The following is a 19858-nucleotide window of genomic DNA, read 5'->3' on the forward strand; positions in this document are numbered from 1 at the left end:
GATGACCAACAAGATTCCTCAGTGGTTCGACCGACTCGACATGCTCGAGTGGCAGCTCTGCCAGCGCACCGCCGGATTCAGCATCTATCGGCCCTGGCTGTCTACCCTGAAAATCGCCAGCAAGCTTGGCGATTGGCCGGTGTGGGTGGCGCTGATCATCGCCCTACCGGCCTTGCATGGCCGTGATATCGGACTGCGCTTGATGTTCGAATACATCGCTACTGCGCTTGTCGCCATCGCGGTCTACAAGCTGCTGAAGACGCGCCTGTGTCGTGAGCGTCCCTTCATTACCTTCGGCGGCAGCATCCAATGCAACGAGCCCGCCAGAGACCGCTACAGCTTTCCCAGCGGGCATACCATGCACGCCGTGATGTTCTGCACCCTTGCAGCAGTACATAGTCCCGCCCTGTTGCCTTGGCTATTGCCTCTGGCCGGGTTGATTGCCATCTCCCGGGTTGGCCTGGGGTTGCACTACTACAGCGATGTCGTCGCCGGTGCCGCGCTGGGATATGCCATGGCGTTGGTCAGCCTGGGGCTCTCGACCACCTCCGTGCTGATGGTAGCAACCACGTCGTGAACCGAATGCGGACCCTGTACTGCCTGCCAGCGGGTCCGCCCTAATCTGACACAGCGCCCAGCGCTTTCACAGCGTCCCTTCCTAAGAGCCACAGCTTTTCATATCAAGAGCCTGGCCCTCATGCCATGGCCCTGCAGGGCTGTTATGCTGACGCCATGCCCAACCCTGATGCCCATCACATTCTTACGTCGCCCCCGCTGGAGTATGTCTCACGCTTTCTGCCGAGCGACGTCGCCGCTGACACCCTCGAAGGACTGCTGAGGGACCTGGATTGGCAGCGCCCCGCTATCCGCCTCTACGGCAAGACCCATCTAATCCCGCGCCAGCAGGTATGGATGGGCGACCACGCTTATCGCTTCTCCGGCAACGACTTTCTGCCATGCCCCTGGCACCCGCTGGTCGCTGATCTGCGGGACCGGCTGAATGCTCAGCTTCCTCCCGCAACGCCTCTCTTCAACAGCGTACTGATCAACCGCTATCGTAGCGGAGACGATCGCATGGGCTGGCACTGCGACAATGAGCGAGAGCTTGGCCCCCTGCCCGTCATCGCCTCCATTAGCCTCGGCGCCAGCCGACCCATGCGCTTTCGCTGGAAGGACCGTCGATCACCGGCGTTCAATGTCTGGCTCGACCATGGCAGCCTGCTGTGGATGGGACCTGGCTGTCAGGAGCAGCTGGAGCATGCGCTGCTGCCCCGCAGCAGCGTCGGCCAGCGGGTCAACTTGACCTTTCGCCATCTCGACACGGCCTCCTGACACGTCACAGCTGACGTAGAGGCCGGACAACGAAGGCGCACCGAGATCGCAATAGTGTCGTGCTGACACAAAAAACGGCGCCGATGGGCGCCGTTTCGTAGAGATGCTTGCGTTCAGCTGAGGCTTTGTGGCTGTTGCAGCCGAATGTCAAACTAAAGATAACGGTATAACATTCACTACGCTGACAGCTCAGGCCTGCAGTGACGAACGCTCGCTGGCGGCCTATCCCCGATAGTAGCCAGGCGTGATGACCGGCATCCGTGTCACCGTCATCGGCAGCCGCTTGCCACGCACCTCGGCGTAGACCGTGGTGCCCAACTCCGCGTGGTCGAGCGTGACGTAGCCCATGGCCACGGGCTTGCCCACGCTGGGCCCAAAGCCTCCGGAGGTCACGCTGCCCAAGAGCTGGTTGTCTTCACTGTACAGCTCGGCACCCTCACGCACCGGCGCCCGGCCCTCGGCCAGTAGCCCGACCCGCTTGCGCTGATGGTCCTTGACCTCAATCTGATGCAGCACCATGTCCGCCCCCGGAAAACCGCCGGCACGCTCGCCACCGCGACGCCTTGGCTTGCCGATCGCCCAGATCAACCCTGCCTCGACCGGAGTCGTGGTGGTATCGATATCGTGACCGTACAGGCAAAGCCCCGCTTCCAGGCGCAACGAGTCCCGCGCGCCGAGACCGATCGCCTCGACCTCATCTTCTGCCAGCAGCTTGCGGGCAAGCGCATCCGTCTGTTCTGCCGGCACAGAAATCTCGAAGCCGTCCTCGCCGGTGTAACCGCTGCGACTCACCCACACAGGAATACCATCGATGTCGAACCGGCCATGCTGCATGAACACCATGTCACAAGCCGCCGGGCACAGGCGCTGCATGACACTGGCAGCCTTTGGGCCCTGAAGGGCGAGCAGGCCACGGTCTATCACTTCAATCTCATGATCCGGCAGCCCGCGGCGAAGGTGCGCAATATCCTGCTCCCGGCAAGCCGCATTCACCACCAGATAGAGATGGTCCCCGGCATTGACCGTCATCAAGTCATCGAGAATGCCACCCTCCTCGCTGGTGAACAGACCATAGCGCTGCATGCCTTCCGGCAGTCCCACCAGGTCCGCCGGTACCAGCGATTCCAGGGCGACCAATGCGTCATCGCCGCGAATCAGGATCTGTGCCATGTGCGACACGTCGAACAGGCCACAGGCGGCCCGAGTGTGCTCATGCTCCTTCTTCACCCCCAGGGGGTACTGAACAGGCATGTCATAGCCAGCGAAGGGCACCATCTTGGCCCCCAGCTCGCGGTGAAGGGCATTCAGCGGTGTGGTCTTGAGGTCACTCATGGCGTCTCATCTCGTGGTTCATGAAAGAACCCCCGAACGACAGGAGGTGCCCTTGAGGCACCTCCTGCCGACGGCCTGGGTTCAGGACTTGTGATGGTCGAGGTCTTCGCCCGGCAGGATGTCCTTGCCGTCGAAGTAGTCTTTGGTCAGCTTGAACACCACCGGCGACAACAGGGCCAGGGCAATCAAGTTGGGAATCGCCATCATGGCGTTGAAGGTGTCTGCCATCAGCCAGATGAAGCCAAGCTGCGCCAGTGCACCTACCGGAATGGCAGCCACGAACAGAATGCGATACAGCATGATGGAGCGCGTGCCGAACAGGAACTGGAAGCACTTCTCGCCGTAGAAGGACCAGCCCAGAATCGTGGTGAAGGCAAACACCGCCAGGGCAATGGAGACGATGATGTCACCCCATCCACCAGGCAAGGCGTTTTCAAAGGACATCGCGGTCAGCGAGGCACCCTGTTCACCGGTTTCCCAGATGGGGGCGGTCAAGATGACCAACGCCGTCACGGTGCACACCATGATGGTGTCGATAAAGGTACCCAGCATGGCGATCAGGCCCTGACGCACCGGATTCTTGGTTTGCGCCGCGGCGTGAGCAATGGGGGCACTACCGAGGCCCGCCTCGTTGGAGAAGATACCGCGTGCCACACCAAAACGAATGGCCGCCATCACCGCTGCACCAGCAAAGCCACCCACTGCTGCATGGGGGTTGAAGGCGTAATAGAAGATGTCGGAGAAGGCGTTACCAATCTGGTCGGCATTCACGGACAGCGCGCAGACGCCGGCAATGATGTAGGCGATGCCCATGACCGGCACCAGCTTGCCCGCCACCTTGGCGATGCGCTTGATCCCCCCCAGGATAACGGCACCCGCCAGCACCATGATCACCAGACCGGTGACCCAGTGCGGGATACCAAAGCTGGAATCCAGCGCATCGGCGACGGAGTTCGACTGCACCGTGTTACCGATACCAAAGGCGGCCACGGCGCCGAAGAAGGCGAAAGCGCCACCCAGCCACAGCCATTTGCGGCCAAGACCGTTCTTGATGTAGTACATCGGCCCGCCGATGTGGAAGCCGTTCTCGTCAGTCTCGCGATAACGCACCGCCAGCACGGCCTCGGCAAACTTGGTGGCCATACCGACCAGTGCGGTGATCCACATCCAGAACACCGCGCCTGGACCACCAAGCGCAATCGCCGTCGCCACGCCGGCGATATTACCGGTACCGATCGTCGCGGACAGCGCCGTCATCAGGGCGTTGAAGGGAGAAATTTCCCCCTCGTCCTGGGAGGACGCCTTGCTGTCTCGTCCCCCCCACATCAACTTGAAGCCCATACCCAGCTTGCGAATAGGCATGATCTTCAGACCGATCTGCAGATAGATGCCTACCCCCAGCAGCAGGACCAGCATGACTGGCCCCCACACCACGCCATTAATGGCGGAGAAGATGTTGTTGAGTGCGTCCACGGAAGTCTCCCTTTGACTCGGCACTTGTTATTATGCGCCACGTATTGATGCGCTACCCGCTGCTGCCCTGCCGCATTCCGATAAAACTCTATCGAAACAACGGATCTGCCAGCGGATTAGGTAGCACGGACCCGCCTAAGATAGCGGATATTGCTACACGCGCACCAGTCACGCTGTTTCACGCAAGCCTCTGTTCGCAAACGCTGGCCCAAGCTGCATAAGACAGGCCCGTCGACACCGGCATAAGCCAACCACCGAATAAAGACCTACGCCGACGATGTGCTGCGTTTCGGGCTCGCGACACCTCCATCAAAGTTTCTTATTGGAAACTTTTGACACCATATCCAAGACAGCGCTTCCTGGCAAACATTGCCCGCAGCACAGGGCGCAGGCCTCCGTTCTGTAATATCAGCATAGTCCCCTGGCATGTCTGCTGCCCACCGCCCGCCTGACCCGCCACCCTCAAGCGCCAAGCAGCCCCGGCCAGCGCTACGTCGGGTGAGGAAGAGGCGTGACCTGCCAGCGAATGGCATCACGAACTTTCCCGCCGGGCTGGACGCGACGAGCGCTTCGATCCACCCTATGTCGTGAGGATACGTCAACCGACTCGGTATTCTCTTGTCATGGACTCGCCAAATGCCTTGAATGGCGTTAGCATGCGCGAAACCGGAAAACCTTTTTCGTATAGGAAATCGAGATGAGCTCAATCCCCGCCAACCTGCGCTACGTCGACAGCCACGAATGGATTCAGGACAACGGCGACGGAACTGTCACCATCGGTATTACCGACCACGCGCAGGAGTCCCTGGGCGACGTGGTGTTCGTTGACCTGCCTGACGTCGGCAGCAGCCTGTCCAAAGGTGACGAGTTTGGCGTCATCGAATCGGTCAAGGCGGCTTCCGACCTGTACGCGCCGGTGGACGGCGAGGTCATCGAGGTCAACGAATCTCTGGAAGACTCGCCGGAGACCGTTAACGAAGCTCCCTACGAAGATGGCTGGATCATGAAGGTGCGCCTGGACGACAAGAGCGCTCTTGACGATCTGCTGGATGCAGAGGCTTATCAGGCAGTGGTCGACGCCGAAGGCTGATCCGGCTTGGTGGCGAGCCACGCCACCACCACCGGGGCCTACCAGGGCCCCGGTTACCGCCCAGGAAGAGCTGAGGGCTGAGGGCTGAGGGTACAGGTTAGAGGGAAAGCAGCAGATAGCGCCCTCCCCGACCCCACTGCCGTATCGCTGAGGACGTTGGCAGCCTGTGACGCACAGGCGCATCAGCTCAGGCACTTCTGTCATCTTTTCTAACGCTTCACTCACACTGGATCTCGTCGATCCACCACATTCAAGGTGTTCCATGGCTTTCGATACACGTCGCCTGGCCGAACTGGCCGATCATGATGCCTTTCTTCGTCGTCACAACGGTCCCGGCTCCGCTGACAGAGCCAAGATGCTTGCAGCGCTTGACGTCGATAGCATGGATGCCCTGATCGACAAGACAGTCCCCGCGAATATCCGTCTGGGTCGTGAGCTCGACCTGGACCCGCCCAAGGCCGAGGCCGAGGCACTTGACTATCTGTACCGGCTGGCGCGCCAGAACAAGGTGGCAAAGAGCTACATCGGTCAGGGCTACTACGACACTCACCTGCCCGCCGTCATTCAACGCAACGTGCTGGAAAACCCAGGCTGGTACACCGCCTACACCCCTTACCAACCAGAAATTTCCCAGGGCCGCCTGGAAGGCCTGCTGAACTTCCAGCAGATGGTCATGGACCTGACCGGCATGGAGCTGGCCAATGCCTCCCTGCTGGATGAAGCTACCGCCGCCGCCGAAGCCATGGCGCTGTGTCGTCGCTCCAACAAGAAGGCCAAGACCAACGCCTTCTTCGTCGCCGACGACGTCTTCCCTCAGACCCTGGACGTGCTCAAGACCCGGGCCTCGTGGTTCGGCTACGACATCGTTACCGCTCCGGCAGCAGAGCTCGGCCAGCACGATGTGTTCGGCGCGCTACTGCAATACCCGGGCAACGACGGCCGCGTGCATGACCTGGCGCCGCTGATCGCCGAGGCCAAGGACCGCGGCATCATGACCTGCGTGGCCACCGACCTGATGGCCCTGGTACTGCTCAAGGAGCCTGGTGCGATGGGTGCCGACATCGTGGTCGGTTCCAGCCAGCGCTTTGGTGTCCCCATGGGCTTCGGTGGGCCTCACGCCGCCTTCTTCGCCACCACCGACAAGCTCAAGCGCTCGATCCCCGGGCGTATCATCGGTGTGTCAAAGGATGCCCGCGGCAACACCGCGCTGCGCATGGCGATGCAGACCCGCGAACAGCATATTCGCCGCGAGAAGGCCACCTCGAACATCTGTACGGCCCAGGCGCTGCTGGCCAATATCGCCGGCTTCTATGCGGTGTACCACGGTGCAGAGGGACTGCGCACCATTGCCGGCCGTATTCATCGCCTGACCACCATTCTGGCCACGGGCCTGGAACAGAAAGGCGTCTCCCTCGCCAACGACAGCTACTTTGACACGCTTCGCCTGACCGGCGTTGATCGTGGCAAGATCCTGGGTCGCGCCATGACCCACGAGGTCAACCTGCGCTACTTCGACAACGGCGACGTCGGCGTCAGCCTGGACGAGACCACCACCGCCCACGACCTGGACGTGCTGTTCGACGTCCTGCTGGGCGAAGAACACGGACTTGGCGTGCGCGAACTGGACGATGGCGTGCTCGACAGCAAGGCCAGCGGCATCCCCAGCGCCTGCCGCCGCGAGAGTCGCTTCCTCGAGCACCCGACGTTCCAGCGCTATCGCAGCGAAACCGAGATGCTGCGCTACCTGAAGCGCCTCGAAAACAAGGATTTGTCGCTGGCCCACGCCATGATTCCGCTGGGCTCCTGCACCATGAAGCTCAACGCGACCACCGAGATGATGCCGATCACCTGGCCGGAGTTCGCCCGCATCCACCCCTTCGCGCCGAAGGACCAGGTAGCGGGCTATCGCCAGATGATCGACGAGCTGTCGGCCTTCCTGGTCGAAATCACTGGCTACGACCACATTTCCATGCAGCCTAACTCAGGCGCACAGGGCGAATACGCAGGGCTGGTGGCCATCCGTCGCTACCAGGCGGCGCAGGGCGAAGGCCATCGTGACGTCTGCCTGATCCCAAGCTCTGCCCATGGCACCAACCCCGCTTCCGCTGCCATGTGCAGCATGAAGGTCGTGGTGGTGGAATGCGACGAGCGCGGCAACATCGACCTTGCCGATCTCAAGGCCAAGGCTGAGCAGCACGCCGACACCCTGTCCGCCATCATGCTGACCTACCCGTCGACCCACGGAGTGTTCGAGCAGGGAGTGCGCGACGCCTGCGATATCGTTCACGCCAATGGTGGCCAGGTCTATATCGACGGAGCCAACATGAATGCTCAGGTGGGTCTCGCCCGTCCGGGCGACTTTGGCGGCGACGTCAGCCACCTCAATCTGCACAAGACCTTCTGCATTCCCCACGGCGGCGGCGGCCCCGGCATGGGCCCCATCGGGGTCAAGGCGCACCTCGCCCCCCATGTCGCCAATCACAGCGTCACCCCCCTCGACGGCGTCGAGGCGGACTCAGGCGCGGTATCGGCAGCGGCCTTTGGCTCCGCATCGATCCTGCCGATCTCCTGGGCCTACATCAAGATGATGGGCGCACGGGGCCTGCGCGAGGCCACCGAACTGGCGATCCTCGGCGCGAACTACATCGCCCAGCGCCTCGACGGACACTATCCGGTGCTCTATAAGGGCGAAAGCGGCACAGTGGCACACGAGTGCATCATCGACATTCGTCCGCTCAAGGCGGCCTCCGGCATCAGCGAGGAAGACATTGCCAAGCGCCTGATGGACTATGGCTTCCATGCACCGACAATGTCGTTCCCGGTGGCAGGCACCCTGATGATCGAGCCAACCGAGTCCGAGTCTCTTTACGAGCTCGACCGCTTCTGTGACGCCATGATCGGCATTCGTGAGGAAATCGCTCGGGTCGAGAAGGGTGAATGGGCGCTCGACGACAACCCGCTGGTGCATGCGCCGCATACCATGGCGGACCTGATGGACCCCGACTGGAGCCGCGGCTACTCCAGGGAAATCGGGGCCTTCCCGTCCGAGGCGGTCAAGGGGGCCAAGTACTGGCCCGCCGCCAACCGGGTGGACAACGTGCTGGGCGATCGACAGCTGATCTGCTCCTGCCCGAGCATCGACGAGTATCGCGACTAAGCGGACCTCGCTAGACCACGAACCCCGCCAGTTGGCGGGGTTCGTGCGTTGAAGCTAGCCTTCCAGCGCTCGCCCATCAGGATGACCGAAGCGTTCCAGGTGGCGCTGCTCACGGAAGGCTTCCAGTAAATGGTGGTAACGACTCGGCACCTGAGCACCGCGACGACTCACCAGATAGAGCGTCTCATCCAACGGCTGGCTGAGCGTCATTTCGCGCACCTGGCGCTGCCACGGCGACGTCTCAAGCACCAGCCGAGACACCACGCTGAAACCCAGCCCTCGAGCCACCGCATCCAGCACCATGCCTACCTCGTTGGTGAAGCCCTGGCGGGGAAAGTGGCTCATCGAGCGAAAGTCATCGGGAAAATTGGCTCGCAGCAGGCTCACCGCCTTGTCCAGGCCGTCGGTATAGCTGATGAAGCCCAGTCCGAGAAGATCGTTGAGGGTGGTACCGGTAAAGTCTGCCGGCACCACAAGGCTCAGGGGTTCGTCGTGCCATGGCTCGCAGACCAGGTCCGGATGCCGGGTTGCCTCCGTCACGATCCCAAGGTCATGTCGCCCGGCCAGTACATCGGCCAGGATCTCCTGATGAAAGGCAAAGCAGTAGGAGACGGTAAGCCCGGGATGGCGCTGCTGCTGGCCGAGAATAAACGGATACAGCATCAGGCCGATGCTGCCCGGCGACGCCAGCCGGCACTCACCGCTGTCCAGGCTCTCGTCGTCGAGAGAATGTCGGAACTGCTCGTGCTCCGAAAACAGCTTCACCGCGTAGTCGTAGACACGGCGCCCTGCCTCGGTCAGCCGGAAACGTCGCCCCTGGCGCTCCAGCAGCGGCTTGTCCAGGTACCGCTCAAGCTTACGAATATGCTGACTGACCCCAGGCTGGGTCATCTCGAGACGCTGAGCGGTACGGGTAAAACTACCGGTTTCCACCAGCGTGATGAAGGTACGAAAATACAGGGCATTGAACATGGAATGACGCCAGGATGATTCGCCGGCGTCCTGGGCCATCAGGCGACGGGGCCAGGCACAATCCGGGTGACGCGGCATAGTCTACCACTTCCACCCGGGGGCCGCAGCGGTGCGCCTGAACGCACGGCCGTGATAGCATCACACCATGATCAAGAGTTCGATGTCAGCCACAGCACCTTCCACCACAGCACAAGAGTCACTTTCCATGCATGACCCCATCGCCGCACGTGCCGACGCCATTCATGATGCCCTGCTGGACATGGAGCGTGAGGCCAGTGCCGACGACTTGTTTCCCCTCGGGTATCTGATTCCGCAGATCCCCCTGGTGGTGGACCAGCTTGACTACAACCCCAGCGAGGTAAGCAGCGACGACTTCGACGCCGTCTTCCATGAATGGCTGGATGGCGCCTTTGCCCAGGATGGCATGAGCGACGCGGACCAAACAGCCGTGCGCGAACTCTTCAACCAGGCGTGCGACAAGGCACCGATGCCTTGAATCGCCTCTGACAAGGAAGCCCAAAAATGGCCGAGACCATTTCCACCACGATTTCCCCTGAGGGCAGCCTCGAAATCCTGTCCCAGCATGAAGTCAACCGCCTCCGCGACAGCTCTCAAACCGGGCTGCATGAAATGTTGCGTCGCTGCACGCTGGCGGTACTGAATTCCGGCAACCCCATGGATGACGGCCTGGCACTGCTGGAAACCTACCCCAACTTTGACATTGAGCTGCTCCAGCAAGACCGCGGCGTGCGCCTCAAGCTGACCGACGCCCCCGCCGAAGCCTTTGTCGACGGCCGCATGATCCGCGGCATCCGCGAGCACATCTCCAGCGTGCTGCGGGATATCGTCTACGTCTACAACGAGATCCAGAACCAGTCGCGCTTCGACCTGTCCACGGGAGAAGGCACCACCAACGCCGTCTTCCACATTCTGCGCAAGGCCGGCACGCTCAAGCCGAGCCGCGACCCCAGCTTGGTCGTCTGCTGGGGGGGGCATTCCATCTCTCGAGAGGAATACGAATACACCAAGGACGTGGGATACCACCTCGGCCTGCGTGACCTGGACATCTGCACCGGTTGCGGTCCCGGTGCCATGAAAGGCCCCATGAAGGGGGCCAACGTTGCCCACGCCAAGCAGCGGCGCTATCCAGGACGCTACCTCGGCGTGTCCGAGCCCGGCATCATTGCTGCCGAAGCGCCCAATCCCATCGTCAACGAGCTGGTGGTGATGCCGGACATCGAGAAGCGCCTCGAAGCCTTCGTCCGCCTGGGCCACGGCATCATTGTCTTCCCCGGCGGCGTGGGCACGGCGGAAGAGATTCTGTATCTGCTCGGCATCCTGCTGCATCCCGACAATGTCGACATGGAGCTGCCGGTGGTCTTCACCGGGCCGGCGAGTGCCGCGGAGTACTTTCAGCGTATCGATGAGTTTCTGGTCTATACCTTGGGTGAGTCCGTGCGCGAGCTCTACCAAATCATCATCGACGACCCCACCCAGGTCGCCCGCACCATGCGCGCCAACATCGACAAGGTCACGGAGTATCGGCGCGCCCGTCAGGATGCCTTCTACTACAACTGGCGCCTGACCATTGCCCGAAACTTCCAGGAGCCGTTCGTCCCCACCCACGAGGCCATGGCCGGGCTCGAGCTCAATCGTGAACTGCCCAAGCATGAGTTGGCCGCCAACCTGCGCCGCGCGTTCTCGGGCATCGTGGCCGGTAACGTCAAGGAGCAAGGGATTCGCGCCATCGAAGCACACGGCCCCTTCCGCTTGCACGCCGAAGCGGACCTGATGGAGAAGCTGGACGCCCTGCTGACCTCCTTCGTTGCCCAAGGACGCATGAAGCTGGCCGGCGACTACGTGCCGTGCTACACCCTTGGAGGTAGATCCGGCTGACGGATATCGCCTTCTTGGCAGGTAAAAAAACGCCCTGGATCCATGATCCAGGGCGTTTTGTCATCGCGTCGGCCGCGCCAGGACCTCGCCCTGGCTGGCGTCAGCTGAACTCAGCTCAATCTCGCTTGGAAAACACCAGTACTACAGCATGCAACAAAAGGCCTGCGGTCGCTCCCTGGGATAACGTGATGACGCCCAAGGCCACGCCGCCCACCACCAGCTTGTAGATCACCATGGCGACCAGCGCCACGACCATGCAGCCAAGCAGCGTGAACAACATGCGCAGAAAGCGAGAGCGCCCGGCGCCATCGAGCAGGCGCCACTGAAACAGGGAAGCCAGGGCGAGCACACCCAGCACGATGTAGACCAGCGTCTCGCGGGTCGCCAGGCCGGCCATTTGATAACGTGGCAGGGTCAGCGCCAATACCAGCATCAGACCCACCATCAGGCTGAGGCGAGCAGGGCTCGCGATTGCCCGTGCCATCATGCCACCTTGAGATCTTGGCGAGAAATCCAGCCCTCGACCCAGGGCAAGGCTTCATCGTCAGCCATGAAGGTTTCCATGGCGTCGATCTCCAGTCGGTCATCAAGGCGGGTCGCGCCTTGCTCCTCGAGCAGCTGATCCAGACGGCGGCCGGCACCACAGAAGGTGTCGCCGTAGGAGCTGTCACCCAGGGCGATCAGTCCATAGCGCAGGTGGCCCAGCCCCGGGCTCTTGTCCTGCAATTCGCGTACGAAACTGACGAAATTGCCGGGGAAATCACCGCTACCTGTCGTCGACACGCAGAACAGGGCGAGGTCCGGCGCATCGTCGGTGACATCAGCCAGAGAGGGATTTTCGAGAACCGAGACGTCGTACCCGGCCTCCTCGAACAGCGGCTTGACCTGCTCCGCCACGTCGAGTGCACCACCATACATGGTGCCAACCAGTATCTTGAGTGTAGGCATGTAAAGGAATTACCTGAGAATTCTGGTCGGATTCTAGCATGCTGGCCGAGACCGACGCATCCCCGGCGACCTGCAATCTGCCCGGCAAGGCGCTACCATGGCAGGCGCAAGCCAGACGCCTCCCCAGACAGCGAGACCTCTATGCAAGACACCTTCGAGACATGGATCACCCCCATCATGATCGGCGGACTCATGCTGTTCATGTGCTTCATCATCTGGGATCTGGCCAAGCAATCCAAGGCGGGGCGCTTTGGCACCCTGATGCTGTTCATCGTACTCGGGGCCGGAATGCTCGGCTATGTGGCCAAGGTGGCGATCACCTGGTACCTCGAAAGCCACGGCGTCTAGACCCTCCAAGGTCGGTCTATCCCCCTGCTGCGCCCCGCCCAGGTCCACGCCAGCAGGTGGTGGAGCGCCATGTGCCATATCTCCCATCAGCATCCATACGGCCCTCAGCGTGCGAACCACTTGCACGGACCACTCAATCAGCACAGCGCAGCCATTCAGCACAGCCGATCCGCACAGCGCAGCCATTCAGCACAGAATTGTCTGCCGCCAGGCCCTCTCCCACCAACAAAGACATACGCGGCTGGGTGCCCTGCCCACGCGGCGCTCTCCCATCGAGTTGAACCAGAACCTCAACTCGAGTCGTCTTTCTCCTCGCCTCTGTGTGATATCGATCAAATCATGACGCACCATCGCGCACTTATCCTGTATACACACGCGACATTGTCGTGAATACACTAGCCTAGAGCCAGGTAGGCAACAGCAACCGCCTCGCCATCAGGATCAGGAGCAGCGCCCACGCCCTGCCCCTACGTCTGGCCAACAGTTCGTCCCGGCCGATCTTGTTGGCACAACAACAACGATGACAATGGCCGAGAACATGCACACTCCTCCCAAGACACTGTTTGATTTCCACGGGCGTCCAGGCCTGGCCAAGGCGCTTCCCATCTCGTTACAGCACGTGCTGGCAATGATTGCGGGAGTCATCACTCCTCCGCTTATCGTGGCGGGCGTGGTGGGGGTGAGCCCTGCCGAGAAACTGCAGCTCATCCAGGTCGCTATCCTGGCCTCCGGCGCTTGTACCCTGTTCCACCTGTACGGACTCTGGAAGTTTGGCGCTCGCCTGCCGGCCATATTCGGTGTCGGCTTTGCCTACGTTCCGACGCTGATCGCCGTTGGCAGCCAATATGGCATCGAAGGTATTCTCGGCGCCCAACTTATCGGCGGCATTACCATGGTGATAGTGGGCTACTTCATACAGTTCATTCGTCACCTGTTTCCACCGGTCGTGGCGGGCACCGTGGTACTGGTCATCGGCCTGTCGCTGTATGACATCGCGATCCGCTACATTGCAGGAAGCGGCAACGTCAATGCAGAGGGTTTCGGGAATCTCTCCAACTGGGGGCTCGGACTGCTGACCTTGATTGCCGTGCTACTAGCATCACAGTTTGGTCGCGGGATCATCAAGCTGTCCGCCATCATCATCGGCATGCTGGTGGGATATCTGGCTGCCATCCCGCTGGGCATGATCGACCTTAGCCCGATCCATAACGCGCCCTGGCTGGCAGTGCCCAAGGCCATGCCTTTTGCCATGGAGTTTCACTCTGCTGCGATCATCTCCATGGTGGTCATCTGTGTGATCAACTCAGTGCAGACCATTGGGGATCTATCTGCGACCAGCGTCGCCGGCATGAACCGGGAGCTCTCCACCAGGGAGCTTACCGGAGGCCTTCTCGGCAATGGCCTGACAACCACCATCAGCACCCTTTTCGGTGCCCTGCCGACCTCCACCTACAGCCAGAACGTCGGGATTGTCGCCATTACCAAGGTGGTCAGCCGCACGGTTTTCTTGCTTGCCGGCATTATCGTCCTGGTGGCGGGGTTCAGTCCTAAATTCAGCGCCCTGATGACGACCATCCCCTACCCTGTCATCGGCGGCGCCACCATCACGGTCTTTGGCATGATCACCGTGACCGGCATTCAGCTGTTGATCAAAGACGAGATGACGGCCCGCAACATGACCATCGTTGGCCTGTCACTGGCACTGAGCCTTGGCATCGCCTCGGAGCCAGCCGCCATCGAGCAATTCCCGGAAACCTTCAAGAATGTCGTGAGCGGTGCGCCCATCGTCATCGCGGCCCTCAGCGCCTTTCTGCTCAACCTGCTGCTGCCGCGCAAGACGCTGGCCGAAGAAGCCGCCGAGAGAGACGAGCCACCGACGACAGCGACACCCAGCGCGGCGGCCACCGGCTCTGACAACGGCTAAGCGGTCGACAACCCGCATCGGGCTACCGACATGACCAGCCCATCGATACAGCGGGACCAGCACCAAAAAAAGCGCCGCCTGGTATCAGGCGGCGCTTCAGCTTTACAGCGGATCATTCCTCGTCATCTGGATGACCTACCTGGCTCTTTAATTTCTGGCCAGGCCGGAAGGTCACCACACGCCGCGCCGAGATGGGGATCTCTTCCCCGGTCTTGGGGTTACGGCCAGGACGTTCGCGCTTATCGCGCAGATCAAAGTTGCCGAACCCCGACAACTTGACCTGCTCATTCTCTCGCAGACAGGCACGGATCTCTTCGAAGAAGGCTTCCACCATGGTTTTCGCCTCCCGCTTGGACAGGCCAAGTTCCGTGTGCAGATGCTCGGCCAGTTCTGCCTTGGTCAACGCTCCCATGTCGTCATCCTCATGGTGATGGTCACGCCAACCGTCCGCGCCCGTCAGGCTAAAGCGTCAAGCACGCAGCTCAGCATTGACTCCCTGCCGAGCCGTTGCCACGATGGCATCGACCAACTGATTGATTTCTTCGTCATTTAGCGTGCGCGATGGATGCTGCCAGGTCAAGCCCAAGGCCACACTCTTACGACCTTCGGCTACACCTTTGCCCTGATAGACGTCGAAAAGCGCCAGATCCGTCAACCATTCACCCGCCTCGGCCCTGACCCTGTCGAGCAGTGCCTGTACCGGTTGGTCCTCATCGATGACGAAGGCCAAGTCACGCCGCACCTCGGGGTAGCGCGACAGCGGTGCGAAGGCCGGGATACGGCCCTGGCTGAGTGCATCCAGGCGAACCTCGAACAACACGGCGTCAGTCTTGAGGCCCAGCTTGCCCTTGACCGCGGGGTGCAGCGTGCCAATCCAGCCGGCTTCTTCACCGCGATGCAGGATCCGCGCGCACTGCCCCGGGTGGAGCGAGGGATGCTCGCCTGGTTCGAAACGCCAGGCGTCGGCGTCACCGCTGACCTCCAACAGACTTTCCAGATCTCCCTTGAGATCAAAGAAGTCGACCTTGTCACGGCCACCGGTCCAACCTTCGGGCAGACGCGAACCGCAAACGACAGCGCCTAGCATCGGCACCTGTTCCAGGTCATCGAGCTCACCCCGGAAGACCAGGCCGCTCTCGAACAGGCGCACACGGGTCTGCTGGCGATTGAGGTTGTGTTCCAGCGCCCTCACCAGCCCCGGAAACAGACTGGCACGCATCACCGACAGGTCCGCGGAGATGGGGTTGGCGAGAACCGGCGATACCGCTTCAGGCAGCAAGGTCCGCTGCAGCTCAGGCGCGACAAAACTATAGGTAATCGCTTCCTGGTAGCCACGGGCCGTCATCTGCCTGCGCAATCTGCCCAGCGGGCTTTGCGCCTCATGGTCAGCCTTCAAGCCCAGGCGTACTGCGGGACGGCGTACCGGCAGACGATTGTAGCCATGGATGCGGGCCACTTCCTCGATCAGGTCTTCCTCGATCGTGATATCAAAGCGCCAACTCGGCACCTTGACCGTCCAACCACGATCATGGGCGTCAACCGCCATGCCGAGCCGCTCAAGGATTTCGCTGACCTCAGCGTCGTCCAGGCGCTTTGACAGTGCCTTCGCCAACCGCTCAGCGCGGAGCGTGACGTCTCGCTGACCGGGCAGATGAGCGTCATCCGCCTGCTCGTTGAGCGGGCCCGGCTCGCCGCCACAGATCTCGACCAGCAGCGCAGTCGCACGTTCCACGGCACGTCGCGTCAGCTCGGGGTCAACGCCCCGTTCGAAACGATGGGACGCGTCAGTGTGAAGCCCGTAGGAGCGCGCCTGGCCTGCGACCGCCAGAGGAGTAAAGAACGCGCCTTCCAGGAAGATATCTCGCGTCTCGGCCCCCACACCGGAGTGCTCGCCGCCCATGACGCCCGCCAAGGCCAGAGGGCCCTTGTCGTCAGCAATGATCAGGGTGCTCGGATCGAGGGACACGGTCTGGCCGTCAAGCAGCACCAGCTCCTCACCCTGGCGCGCCAGGCGCACCACGACGGCACCCTCAAGATTGGCACGATCAAAGGCATGTAACGGCTGCCCCAACTCGAGCATGACATAGTTGGTGACATCAACGGCGGGGTCGATCGCACGCACGCCGCTGCGGCGCAGACGCTCAATCATCCACATTGGCGTCGGACGGCTGATGTCGACACCCTTGATCAGGCGACCGATATAACGCGGGCAACGCTGAGCATCCTCGACGCGTACCGGGAAGGTCTCGTCGTGACGTGCAGCAACCGGGTCAATGGTTGGCTCAGTCAGGCCGAGACGATTCAGCACGCCCACTTCCCGAGCCAGACCCTGCACGCTCAAGCAGTCGCCACGGTTGGGTGTCAGGTCCACTTCAATGGTGTGATCATCCAGCGCGAGGTACTCACGTAGGGCCATCCCCACCGGTGCGTCTTCGGGGAGCACCAGGATGCCTTCGGAAGTGCCTTCCTCAAGGCCCAGCTCCGATGCGGAGCAGATCATGCCGCGAGATTCGACACCACGCAGCTTGGCCTTCTTGATCTTGAAATCGCCGGGTAGCACGGCGCCGACGCGAGCAAAGGGAATCCGCTGTCCCACCGCCACATTCGGGGCGCCACACACCACTTGAACCGGCTCACCGCTGCCATCGTCAACCTGGCAGACGTTCAGCTTGTCAGCGTCGGGATGCTGGACCTTGTCGGTCACCTGTGCCACCACGACGTCGCTGAATGACGCCGCAACGGGCTCGACGGCATCTACCTCGAGCCCCGCCATGGTGATCTGGTCGGCCAGCCCCTGGGTAGACAGCTGAGGGGAAACCCACTCCCTCAGCCACTGTTCAGATACTTTCATGAGGACTCCTTGACGTCCTGTTCACGTAGTCAATGTTCTTCGCAGGGCCGCTGTGCGGGCCTCTGATCAATGGAACTGGCGCAGGAAGCGCAGATCGTTCTCGAAGAACAGGCGCAGGTCATTGACGCCGTAGCGCAACATCGCCAGGCGCTCGGCCCCCATGCCGAAGGCAAAGCCTGTGTAGCGTTCGGGGTCGATACCACCGTGGCGGAACACCTCCGGATGCACCATGCCGCAGCCCATCACCTCCAGCCAGCCGGTGTGGGAGCAGACCCTACAGCCTTCTCCGGCGCACATCACACAGGCAATGTCGACCTCGGCAGACGGCTCGGTGAACGGGAAGTAGGACGGACGGAAGCGCACGGACAGGTCGTCACGCTCGAAGAACGCCTGCAGGAAGTCTTCGATGGTGCCCTTGAGGTCCGCAAAGCTGACGTCTTCCTCGATCAGCAGGCCTTCGACCTGGTGGAACATTGGCGTGTGAGTCAGATCCGAGTCGCTGCGATACACCCGGCCCGGGCACACGATGCGGATCGGGGGTTCCTCCGCCTTCATGGTGCGCACCTGTACGGGAGAGGTGTGCGTTCTCAGCAGTCGCGTGGCGTCGAAATAGAAGGTGTCGGCCATGCCGCGGGCTGGATGGTGGGCAGGAATGTTCAGCGCTTCGAAGTTGTGGTGGTCATCTTCAAGCTCAGGCCCTACCGCCACATCGTAGCCAATCCGCTTGAACAGTCCCTCGATCCGCTCCAGCGTTCGAGTCACCGGGTGCAAGCCACCAGCGGGCTGGCCGCGACCGGGCAGCGTGACGTCAAGACGCTCCGCAGCGAGCCTGGCATCCAGTTCTGCCTTGGCCAGGGTGTCACGACGTGCCTCAAGCTCCTTGGCCAGCTCCTGCTTGGCCTGGTTGATGCGTTCACCTGCGGCCGGACGCTCTTCCGGCGGCAGCTTGCCAAGCCCCTTGAGCAGCGCCGTCAGCTCGCCTTTCTTGCCCAGATACCTGACACGAATATCGTCTAGCCCGGCCATGCCCTCGGCGGACTGGATGGCGTCGCGAGCTTGTTGAACCAGATCGGGAAGGTGGTCCATACGTTGAGCTCCGGTAGCGTTGATCTTTCTTTAGTGGAGAGTAGCGATGATAAAAGGGTCGCCAAAAAAACAGGGGAAGAGCGGCTGCTCTTCCCCTGGGGCGATCATGCACTGACCCTCCTTCAAGAGGGTCAGGTCATCCATCGAACGCGCTTACTGGGCAGCCTTGGCCTTTTCCACGATGGCAGCAAATGCCGCCTTCTCGTGAACAGCCAGGTCAGCCAGGACCTTACGGTCGATTTCGATGCCAGCCTTCTTCAGACCGCCAACAAAGCGGCTGTAGGACAGACCGTGCTGACGAGCACCAGCGTTGATACGCTGGATCCACAGGGCACGGAACTGACGCTTACGCTGACGACGGTCGCGATAGGCGTACTGACCGGCCTTGATGACGGCCTGCTTGGCTACGCGGAAAACACGCGAACGGGCACCGTAGTAACCCTTGGCCTGCTTCATGATCTTCTTGTGACGACGACGGGCGACGACACCACGCTTGACACGAGTCATAGCACTCTCCTGACGTTAAAGGGGGTTCACCAAGGATTAGACGTACGGCAGCATGCGACGCACGAGTGCCTTGTCGGCATCGTGGATCTGCTGCATGCCGCGCAGCTGACGCTTACGCTTGGTGGACTTCTTGGTCAGAATGTGACTACGGAAGGACTGCTTGTGCTTGAAGCCGTTAGCAGTCTTCTTGAAGCGCTTGGCAGCGCCACTGTTGCTCTTGATCTTCGGCATGAGAATAACTCCGCTCGAGTTTCTTTAGAAAATTCGGGGCCAATGGCCAGCTCTGGAGCTGGCCATTCGTTGGACGGGCCGTCGAATCACTTCTTCTTGGGGGCAATGATCATGATCATCTGGCGGCCTTCCATCTTGGGGAAGGACTCCACGGTACCGATCTCTTCGAGATCGGCCGCGATCCGCTCCATCAGCTTGCGGCCGATGTCCTGGTGCGCCATTTCACGCCCGCGGAAACGCAGGGTGACCTTGCCCTTGTCGCCACCTTCGAGGAACCGGATCAGATTCTTCATCTTGACCTGGTAGTCACCCTCGTCGGTGCCAGGCCGGAACTTGACTTCCTTGACCTGGATCTGCTTCTGCTTCTTCTTCTGAGCAGCTTTCTGCTTCTTCTGCTCGAAGACGAACTTGCCGTAATCCATGATCTTACAGACGATGGGATCGGCATTTGAAATCTGCACGAGGTCAAGGCCTTCAGCCTCGGCGCGCTCAAGAGCATCGCGGGTATCCACGATACCAAGCTGTTCGCCGTCAGCAGCGATCAGGCGGACCTGATCTTCGGTGATACGCTCGTTCATTGGCGGACGCTTGTCCTGGGGGCGTCCTCTGGGGTTGCTTCGCTTGATGGTTCCGTCTCCACTATAGCTTTGGAAGGTGCGAGAGCTGGGAAGGTGCGTGCCTTTACGAGCTTCGCACGAGGGGGCGGCCCAT

General features: G+C 61.3%; 19 protein-coding genes. 8 read left to right on the forward strand and 11 right to left on the reverse strand.

Annotated features, from left to right (window positions below; all coding sequences use genetic code 11):
* Position 1 precedes the first annotated feature (1 nt).
* Positions 2–577 carry a phosphatase PAP2 family protein gene (locus KUV41_RS10610; RefSeq protein WP_222486020.1) on the forward strand — a complete coding sequence of 192 codons (576 nt, stop codon included), beginning with the start codon at positions 2–4 and terminating at the stop codon, positions 575–577.
* A gap of 155 nt (positions 578–732) precedes the next feature.
* On the forward strand, positions 733–1332 hold the full coding sequence (locus KUV41_RS10615) for an alpha-ketoglutarate-dependent dioxygenase AlkB family protein (RefSeq protein ID WP_222486022.1): 600 nt from the start codon (positions 733–735) through the stop codon (positions 1330–1332).
* Positions 1333–1554: 222 nt separating this feature from the next.
* Here the strand turns inward: KUV41_RS10615 and gcvT are convergent, their stop codons facing one another.
* On the reverse strand, positions 1555–2664 hold the full coding sequence (gene gcvT, locus KUV41_RS10620) for a glycine cleavage system aminomethyltransferase GcvT (RefSeq protein ID WP_222483229.1): 1110 nt from the start codon (positions 2662–2664) through the stop codon (positions 1555–1557).
* 81 nt (positions 2665–2745) lie between these two features.
* A complete protein-coding gene (locus KUV41_RS10625; RefSeq protein ID WP_261389732.1) occupies positions 2746–4080 on the reverse strand; it encodes an alanine/glycine:cation symporter family protein in 1335 nt (444 codons plus the stop codon).
* 754 nt (positions 4081–4834) lie between these two features.
* Between KUV41_RS10625 and gcvH the strand changes: the two genes are divergently transcribed.
* Both gcvH and gcvP read left to right on the forward strand, forming a co-directional pair.
* Positions 4835–5227 carry a glycine cleavage system protein GcvH gene (gene gcvH / locus KUV41_RS10630; protein WP_206938536.1) on the forward strand — a complete coding sequence of 131 codons (393 nt, stop codon included), beginning with the start codon at positions 4835–4837 and terminating at the stop codon, positions 5225–5227.
* Between the two features lie 262 nt (positions 5228–5489).
* A complete protein-coding gene (gene gcvP, locus KUV41_RS10635; protein ID WP_222238402.1) occupies positions 5490–8384 on the forward strand; it encodes an aminomethyl-transferring glycine dehydrogenase in 2895 nt (964 codons plus the stop codon).
* A 54-nt stretch (positions 8385–8438) separates the two neighbouring features.
* Here the strand turns inward: gcvP and KUV41_RS10640 are convergent, their stop codons facing one another.
* Entirely contained in the window at positions 8439–9356 is a 918-nt protein-coding gene (locus tag KUV41_RS10640) for a LysR family transcriptional regulator (RefSeq protein WP_206939245.1), read from the reverse strand.
* Between the two features lie 205 nt (positions 9357–9561).
* Between KUV41_RS10640 and KUV41_RS10645 the strand changes: the two genes are divergently transcribed.
* Both KUV41_RS10645 and ppnN read left to right on the forward strand, forming a co-directional pair.
* On the forward strand, positions 9562–9852 hold the full coding sequence (locus tag KUV41_RS10645; RefSeq protein ID WP_222163865.1) for a YfcL family protein: 291 nt from the start codon (positions 9562–9564) through the stop codon (positions 9850–9852).
* Positions 9853–9878: 26 nt separating this feature from the next.
* Positions 9879–11252, forward strand: coding sequence for a nucleotide 5'-monophosphate nucleosidase PpnN (ppnN, locus tag KUV41_RS10650; RefSeq protein ID WP_242520577.1), 1374 nt, complete (start codon positions 9879–9881; stop codon positions 11250–11252).
* A gap of 115 nt (positions 11253–11367) precedes the next feature.
* Here the strand turns inward: ppnN and KUV41_RS10655 are convergent, their stop codons facing one another.
* A complete protein-coding gene (locus KUV41_RS10655; protein ID WP_206938530.1) occupies positions 11368–11736 on the reverse strand; it encodes a hypothetical protein in 369 nt (122 codons plus the stop codon).
* Positions 11736–12200 carry a flavodoxin domain-containing protein gene (locus tag KUV41_RS10660; protein WP_222163866.1) on the reverse strand — a complete coding sequence of 155 codons (465 nt, stop codon included), beginning with the start codon at positions 12198–12200 and terminating at the stop codon, positions 11736–11738. The genes KUV41_RS10655 and KUV41_RS10660 overlap by 1 nt, the downstream gene beginning before the upstream one ends.
* A gap of 141 nt (positions 12201–12341) precedes the next feature.
* On the opposite strand from KUV41_RS10660, the gene KUV41_RS10665 reads away from it, so the two are divergent.
* Both KUV41_RS10665 and KUV41_RS10670 read left to right on the forward strand, forming a co-directional pair.
* Positions 12342–12548 carry a DUF2788 domain-containing protein gene (locus tag KUV41_RS10665; RefSeq protein ID WP_206938526.1) on the forward strand — a complete coding sequence of 69 codons (207 nt, stop codon included), beginning with the start codon at positions 12342–12344 and terminating at the stop codon, positions 12546–12548.
* Positions 12549–13086: 538 nt separating this feature from the next.
* Positions 13087–14472 (forward strand): uracil-xanthine permease family protein, encoded by a 1386-nt coding sequence (locus KUV41_RS10670; RefSeq protein ID WP_224907694.1) that lies wholly within the window; start codon positions 13087–13089, stop codon positions 14470–14472.
* A gap of 112 nt (positions 14473–14584) precedes the next feature.
* Here KUV41_RS10670 and ihfA read toward each other — a convergent pair whose 3' ends face one another.
* The 6 genes from ihfA to infC form a co-directional block, all read right to left on the reverse strand.
* A complete protein-coding gene (gene ihfA / locus KUV41_RS10675) occupies positions 14585–14884 on the reverse strand; it encodes an integration host factor subunit alpha (protein ID WP_206938522.1) in 300 nt (99 codons plus the stop codon).
* A gap of 57 nt (positions 14885–14941) precedes the next feature.
* Complete coding sequence (gene pheT, locus KUV41_RS10680; RefSeq protein ID WP_222486024.1) at positions 14942–17323, reverse strand: phenylalanine--tRNA ligase subunit beta; 2382 nt, start codon at positions 17321–17323, stop codon at positions 14942–14944.
* Positions 17324–17389: 66 nt separating this feature from the next.
* Positions 17390–18409, reverse strand: a complete 1020-nt coding sequence (gene pheS / locus KUV41_RS10685) for a phenylalanine--tRNA ligase subunit alpha (RefSeq protein WP_206938518.1) — start codon at positions 18407–18409, stop codon at positions 17390–17392.
* Positions 18410–18562: 153 nt separating this feature from the next.
* On the reverse strand, positions 18563–18916 hold the full coding sequence (rplT, locus tag KUV41_RS10690) for a 50S ribosomal protein L20 (RefSeq protein ID WP_045991494.1): 354 nt from the start codon (positions 18914–18916) through the stop codon (positions 18563–18565).
* Positions 18917–18952: 36 nt separating this feature from the next.
* Positions 18953–19147: a 50S ribosomal protein L35 gene (rpmI, locus tag KUV41_RS10695; protein ID WP_045991495.1), complete on the reverse strand. Its 195-nt coding sequence runs from the start codon at positions 19145–19147 to the stop codon at positions 18953–18955.
* An 86-nt stretch (positions 19148–19233) separates the two neighbouring features.
* Positions 19234–19773 (reverse strand): translation initiation factor IF-3, encoded by a 540-nt coding sequence (infC, locus tag KUV41_RS10700; protein WP_315857894.1) that lies wholly within the window; start codon positions 19771–19773, stop codon positions 19234–19236.
* Positions 19774–19858: the final 85 nt, after the last annotated feature.

Source organism: Halomonas sp. DP8Y7-1, from assembly GCF_019801685.1.
Classification (GTDB): domain Bacteria; phylum Pseudomonadota; class Gammaproteobacteria; order Pseudomonadales; family Halomonadaceae; genus Halomonas; species Halomonas litopenaei_A.

What these genes read in the sequence shown, in the direction of transcription:
- KUV41_RS10610 (WP_222486020.1), top strand. Translation starts at nt 2, where the DNA reads ATGACCAACAAGATTCCTCAGTGGTTCGACCGACTCGACATGCTCGAG.
- KUV41_RS10615 (WP_222486022.1), top strand. Translation starts at nt 733, where the DNA reads ATGCCCAACCCTGATGCCCATCACATTCTTACGTCGCCCCCGCTGGAG.
- gcvT (WP_222483229.1), bottom strand. Translation starts at nt 2,664, where the DNA reads ATGAGTGACCTCAAGACCACACCGCTGAATGCCCTTCACCGCGAGCTG.
- KUV41_RS10625 (WP_261389732.1), bottom strand. Translation starts at nt 4,080, where the DNA reads ATGCTGGTCCTGCTGCTGGGGGTAGGCATCTATCTGCAGATCGGTCTG.
- gcvH (WP_206938536.1), top strand. Translation starts at nt 4,835, where the DNA reads ATGAGCTCAATCCCCGCCAACCTGCGCTACGTCGACAGCCACGAATGG.
- gcvP (WP_222238402.1), top strand. Translation starts at nt 5,490, where the DNA reads ATGGCTTTCGATACACGTCGCCTGGCCGAACTGGCCGATCATGATGCC.
- KUV41_RS10640 (WP_206939245.1), bottom strand. Translation starts at nt 9,356, where the DNA reads ATGTTCAATGCCCTGTATTTTCGTACCTTCATCACGCTGGTGGAAACC.
- KUV41_RS10645 (WP_222163865.1), top strand. Translation starts at nt 9,562, where the DNA reads ATGCATGACCCCATCGCCGCACGTGCCGACGCCATTCATGATGCCCTG.
- ppnN (WP_242520577.1), top strand. Translation starts at nt 9,879, where the DNA reads ATGGCCGAGACCATTTCCACCACGATTTCCCCTGAGGGCAGCCTCGAA.
- KUV41_RS10655 (WP_206938530.1), bottom strand. Translation starts at nt 11,736, where the DNA reads ATGGCACGGGCAATCGCGAGCCCTGCTCGCCTCAGCCTGATGGTGGGT.
- KUV41_RS10660 (WP_222163866.1), bottom strand. Translation starts at nt 12,200, where the DNA reads ATGCCTACACTCAAGATACTGGTTGGCACCATGTATGGTGGTGCACTC.
- KUV41_RS10665 (WP_206938526.1), top strand. Translation starts at nt 12,342, where the DNA reads ATGCAAGACACCTTCGAGACATGGATCACCCCCATCATGATCGGCGGA.
- KUV41_RS10670 (WP_224907694.1), top strand. Translation starts at nt 13,087, where the DNA reads ATGCACACTCCTCCCAAGACACTGTTTGATTTCCACGGGCGTCCAGGC.
- ihfA (WP_206938522.1), bottom strand. Translation starts at nt 14,884, where the DNA reads ATGGGAGCGTTGACCAAGGCAGAACTGGCCGAGCATCTGCACACGGAA.
- pheT (WP_222486024.1), bottom strand. Translation starts at nt 17,323, where the DNA reads ATGAAAGTATCTGAACAGTGGCTGAGGGAGTGGGTTTCCCCTCAGCTG.
- pheS (WP_206938518.1), bottom strand. Translation starts at nt 18,409, where the DNA reads ATGGACCACCTTCCCGATCTGGTTCAACAAGCTCGCGACGCCATCCAG.
- rplT (WP_045991494.1), bottom strand. Translation starts at nt 18,916, where the DNA reads ATGACTCGTGTCAAGCGTGGTGTCGTCGCCCGTCGTCGTCACAAGAAG.
- rpmI (WP_045991495.1), bottom strand. Translation starts at nt 19,147, where the DNA reads ATGCCGAAGATCAAGAGCAACAGTGGCGCTGCCAAGCGCTTCAAGAAG.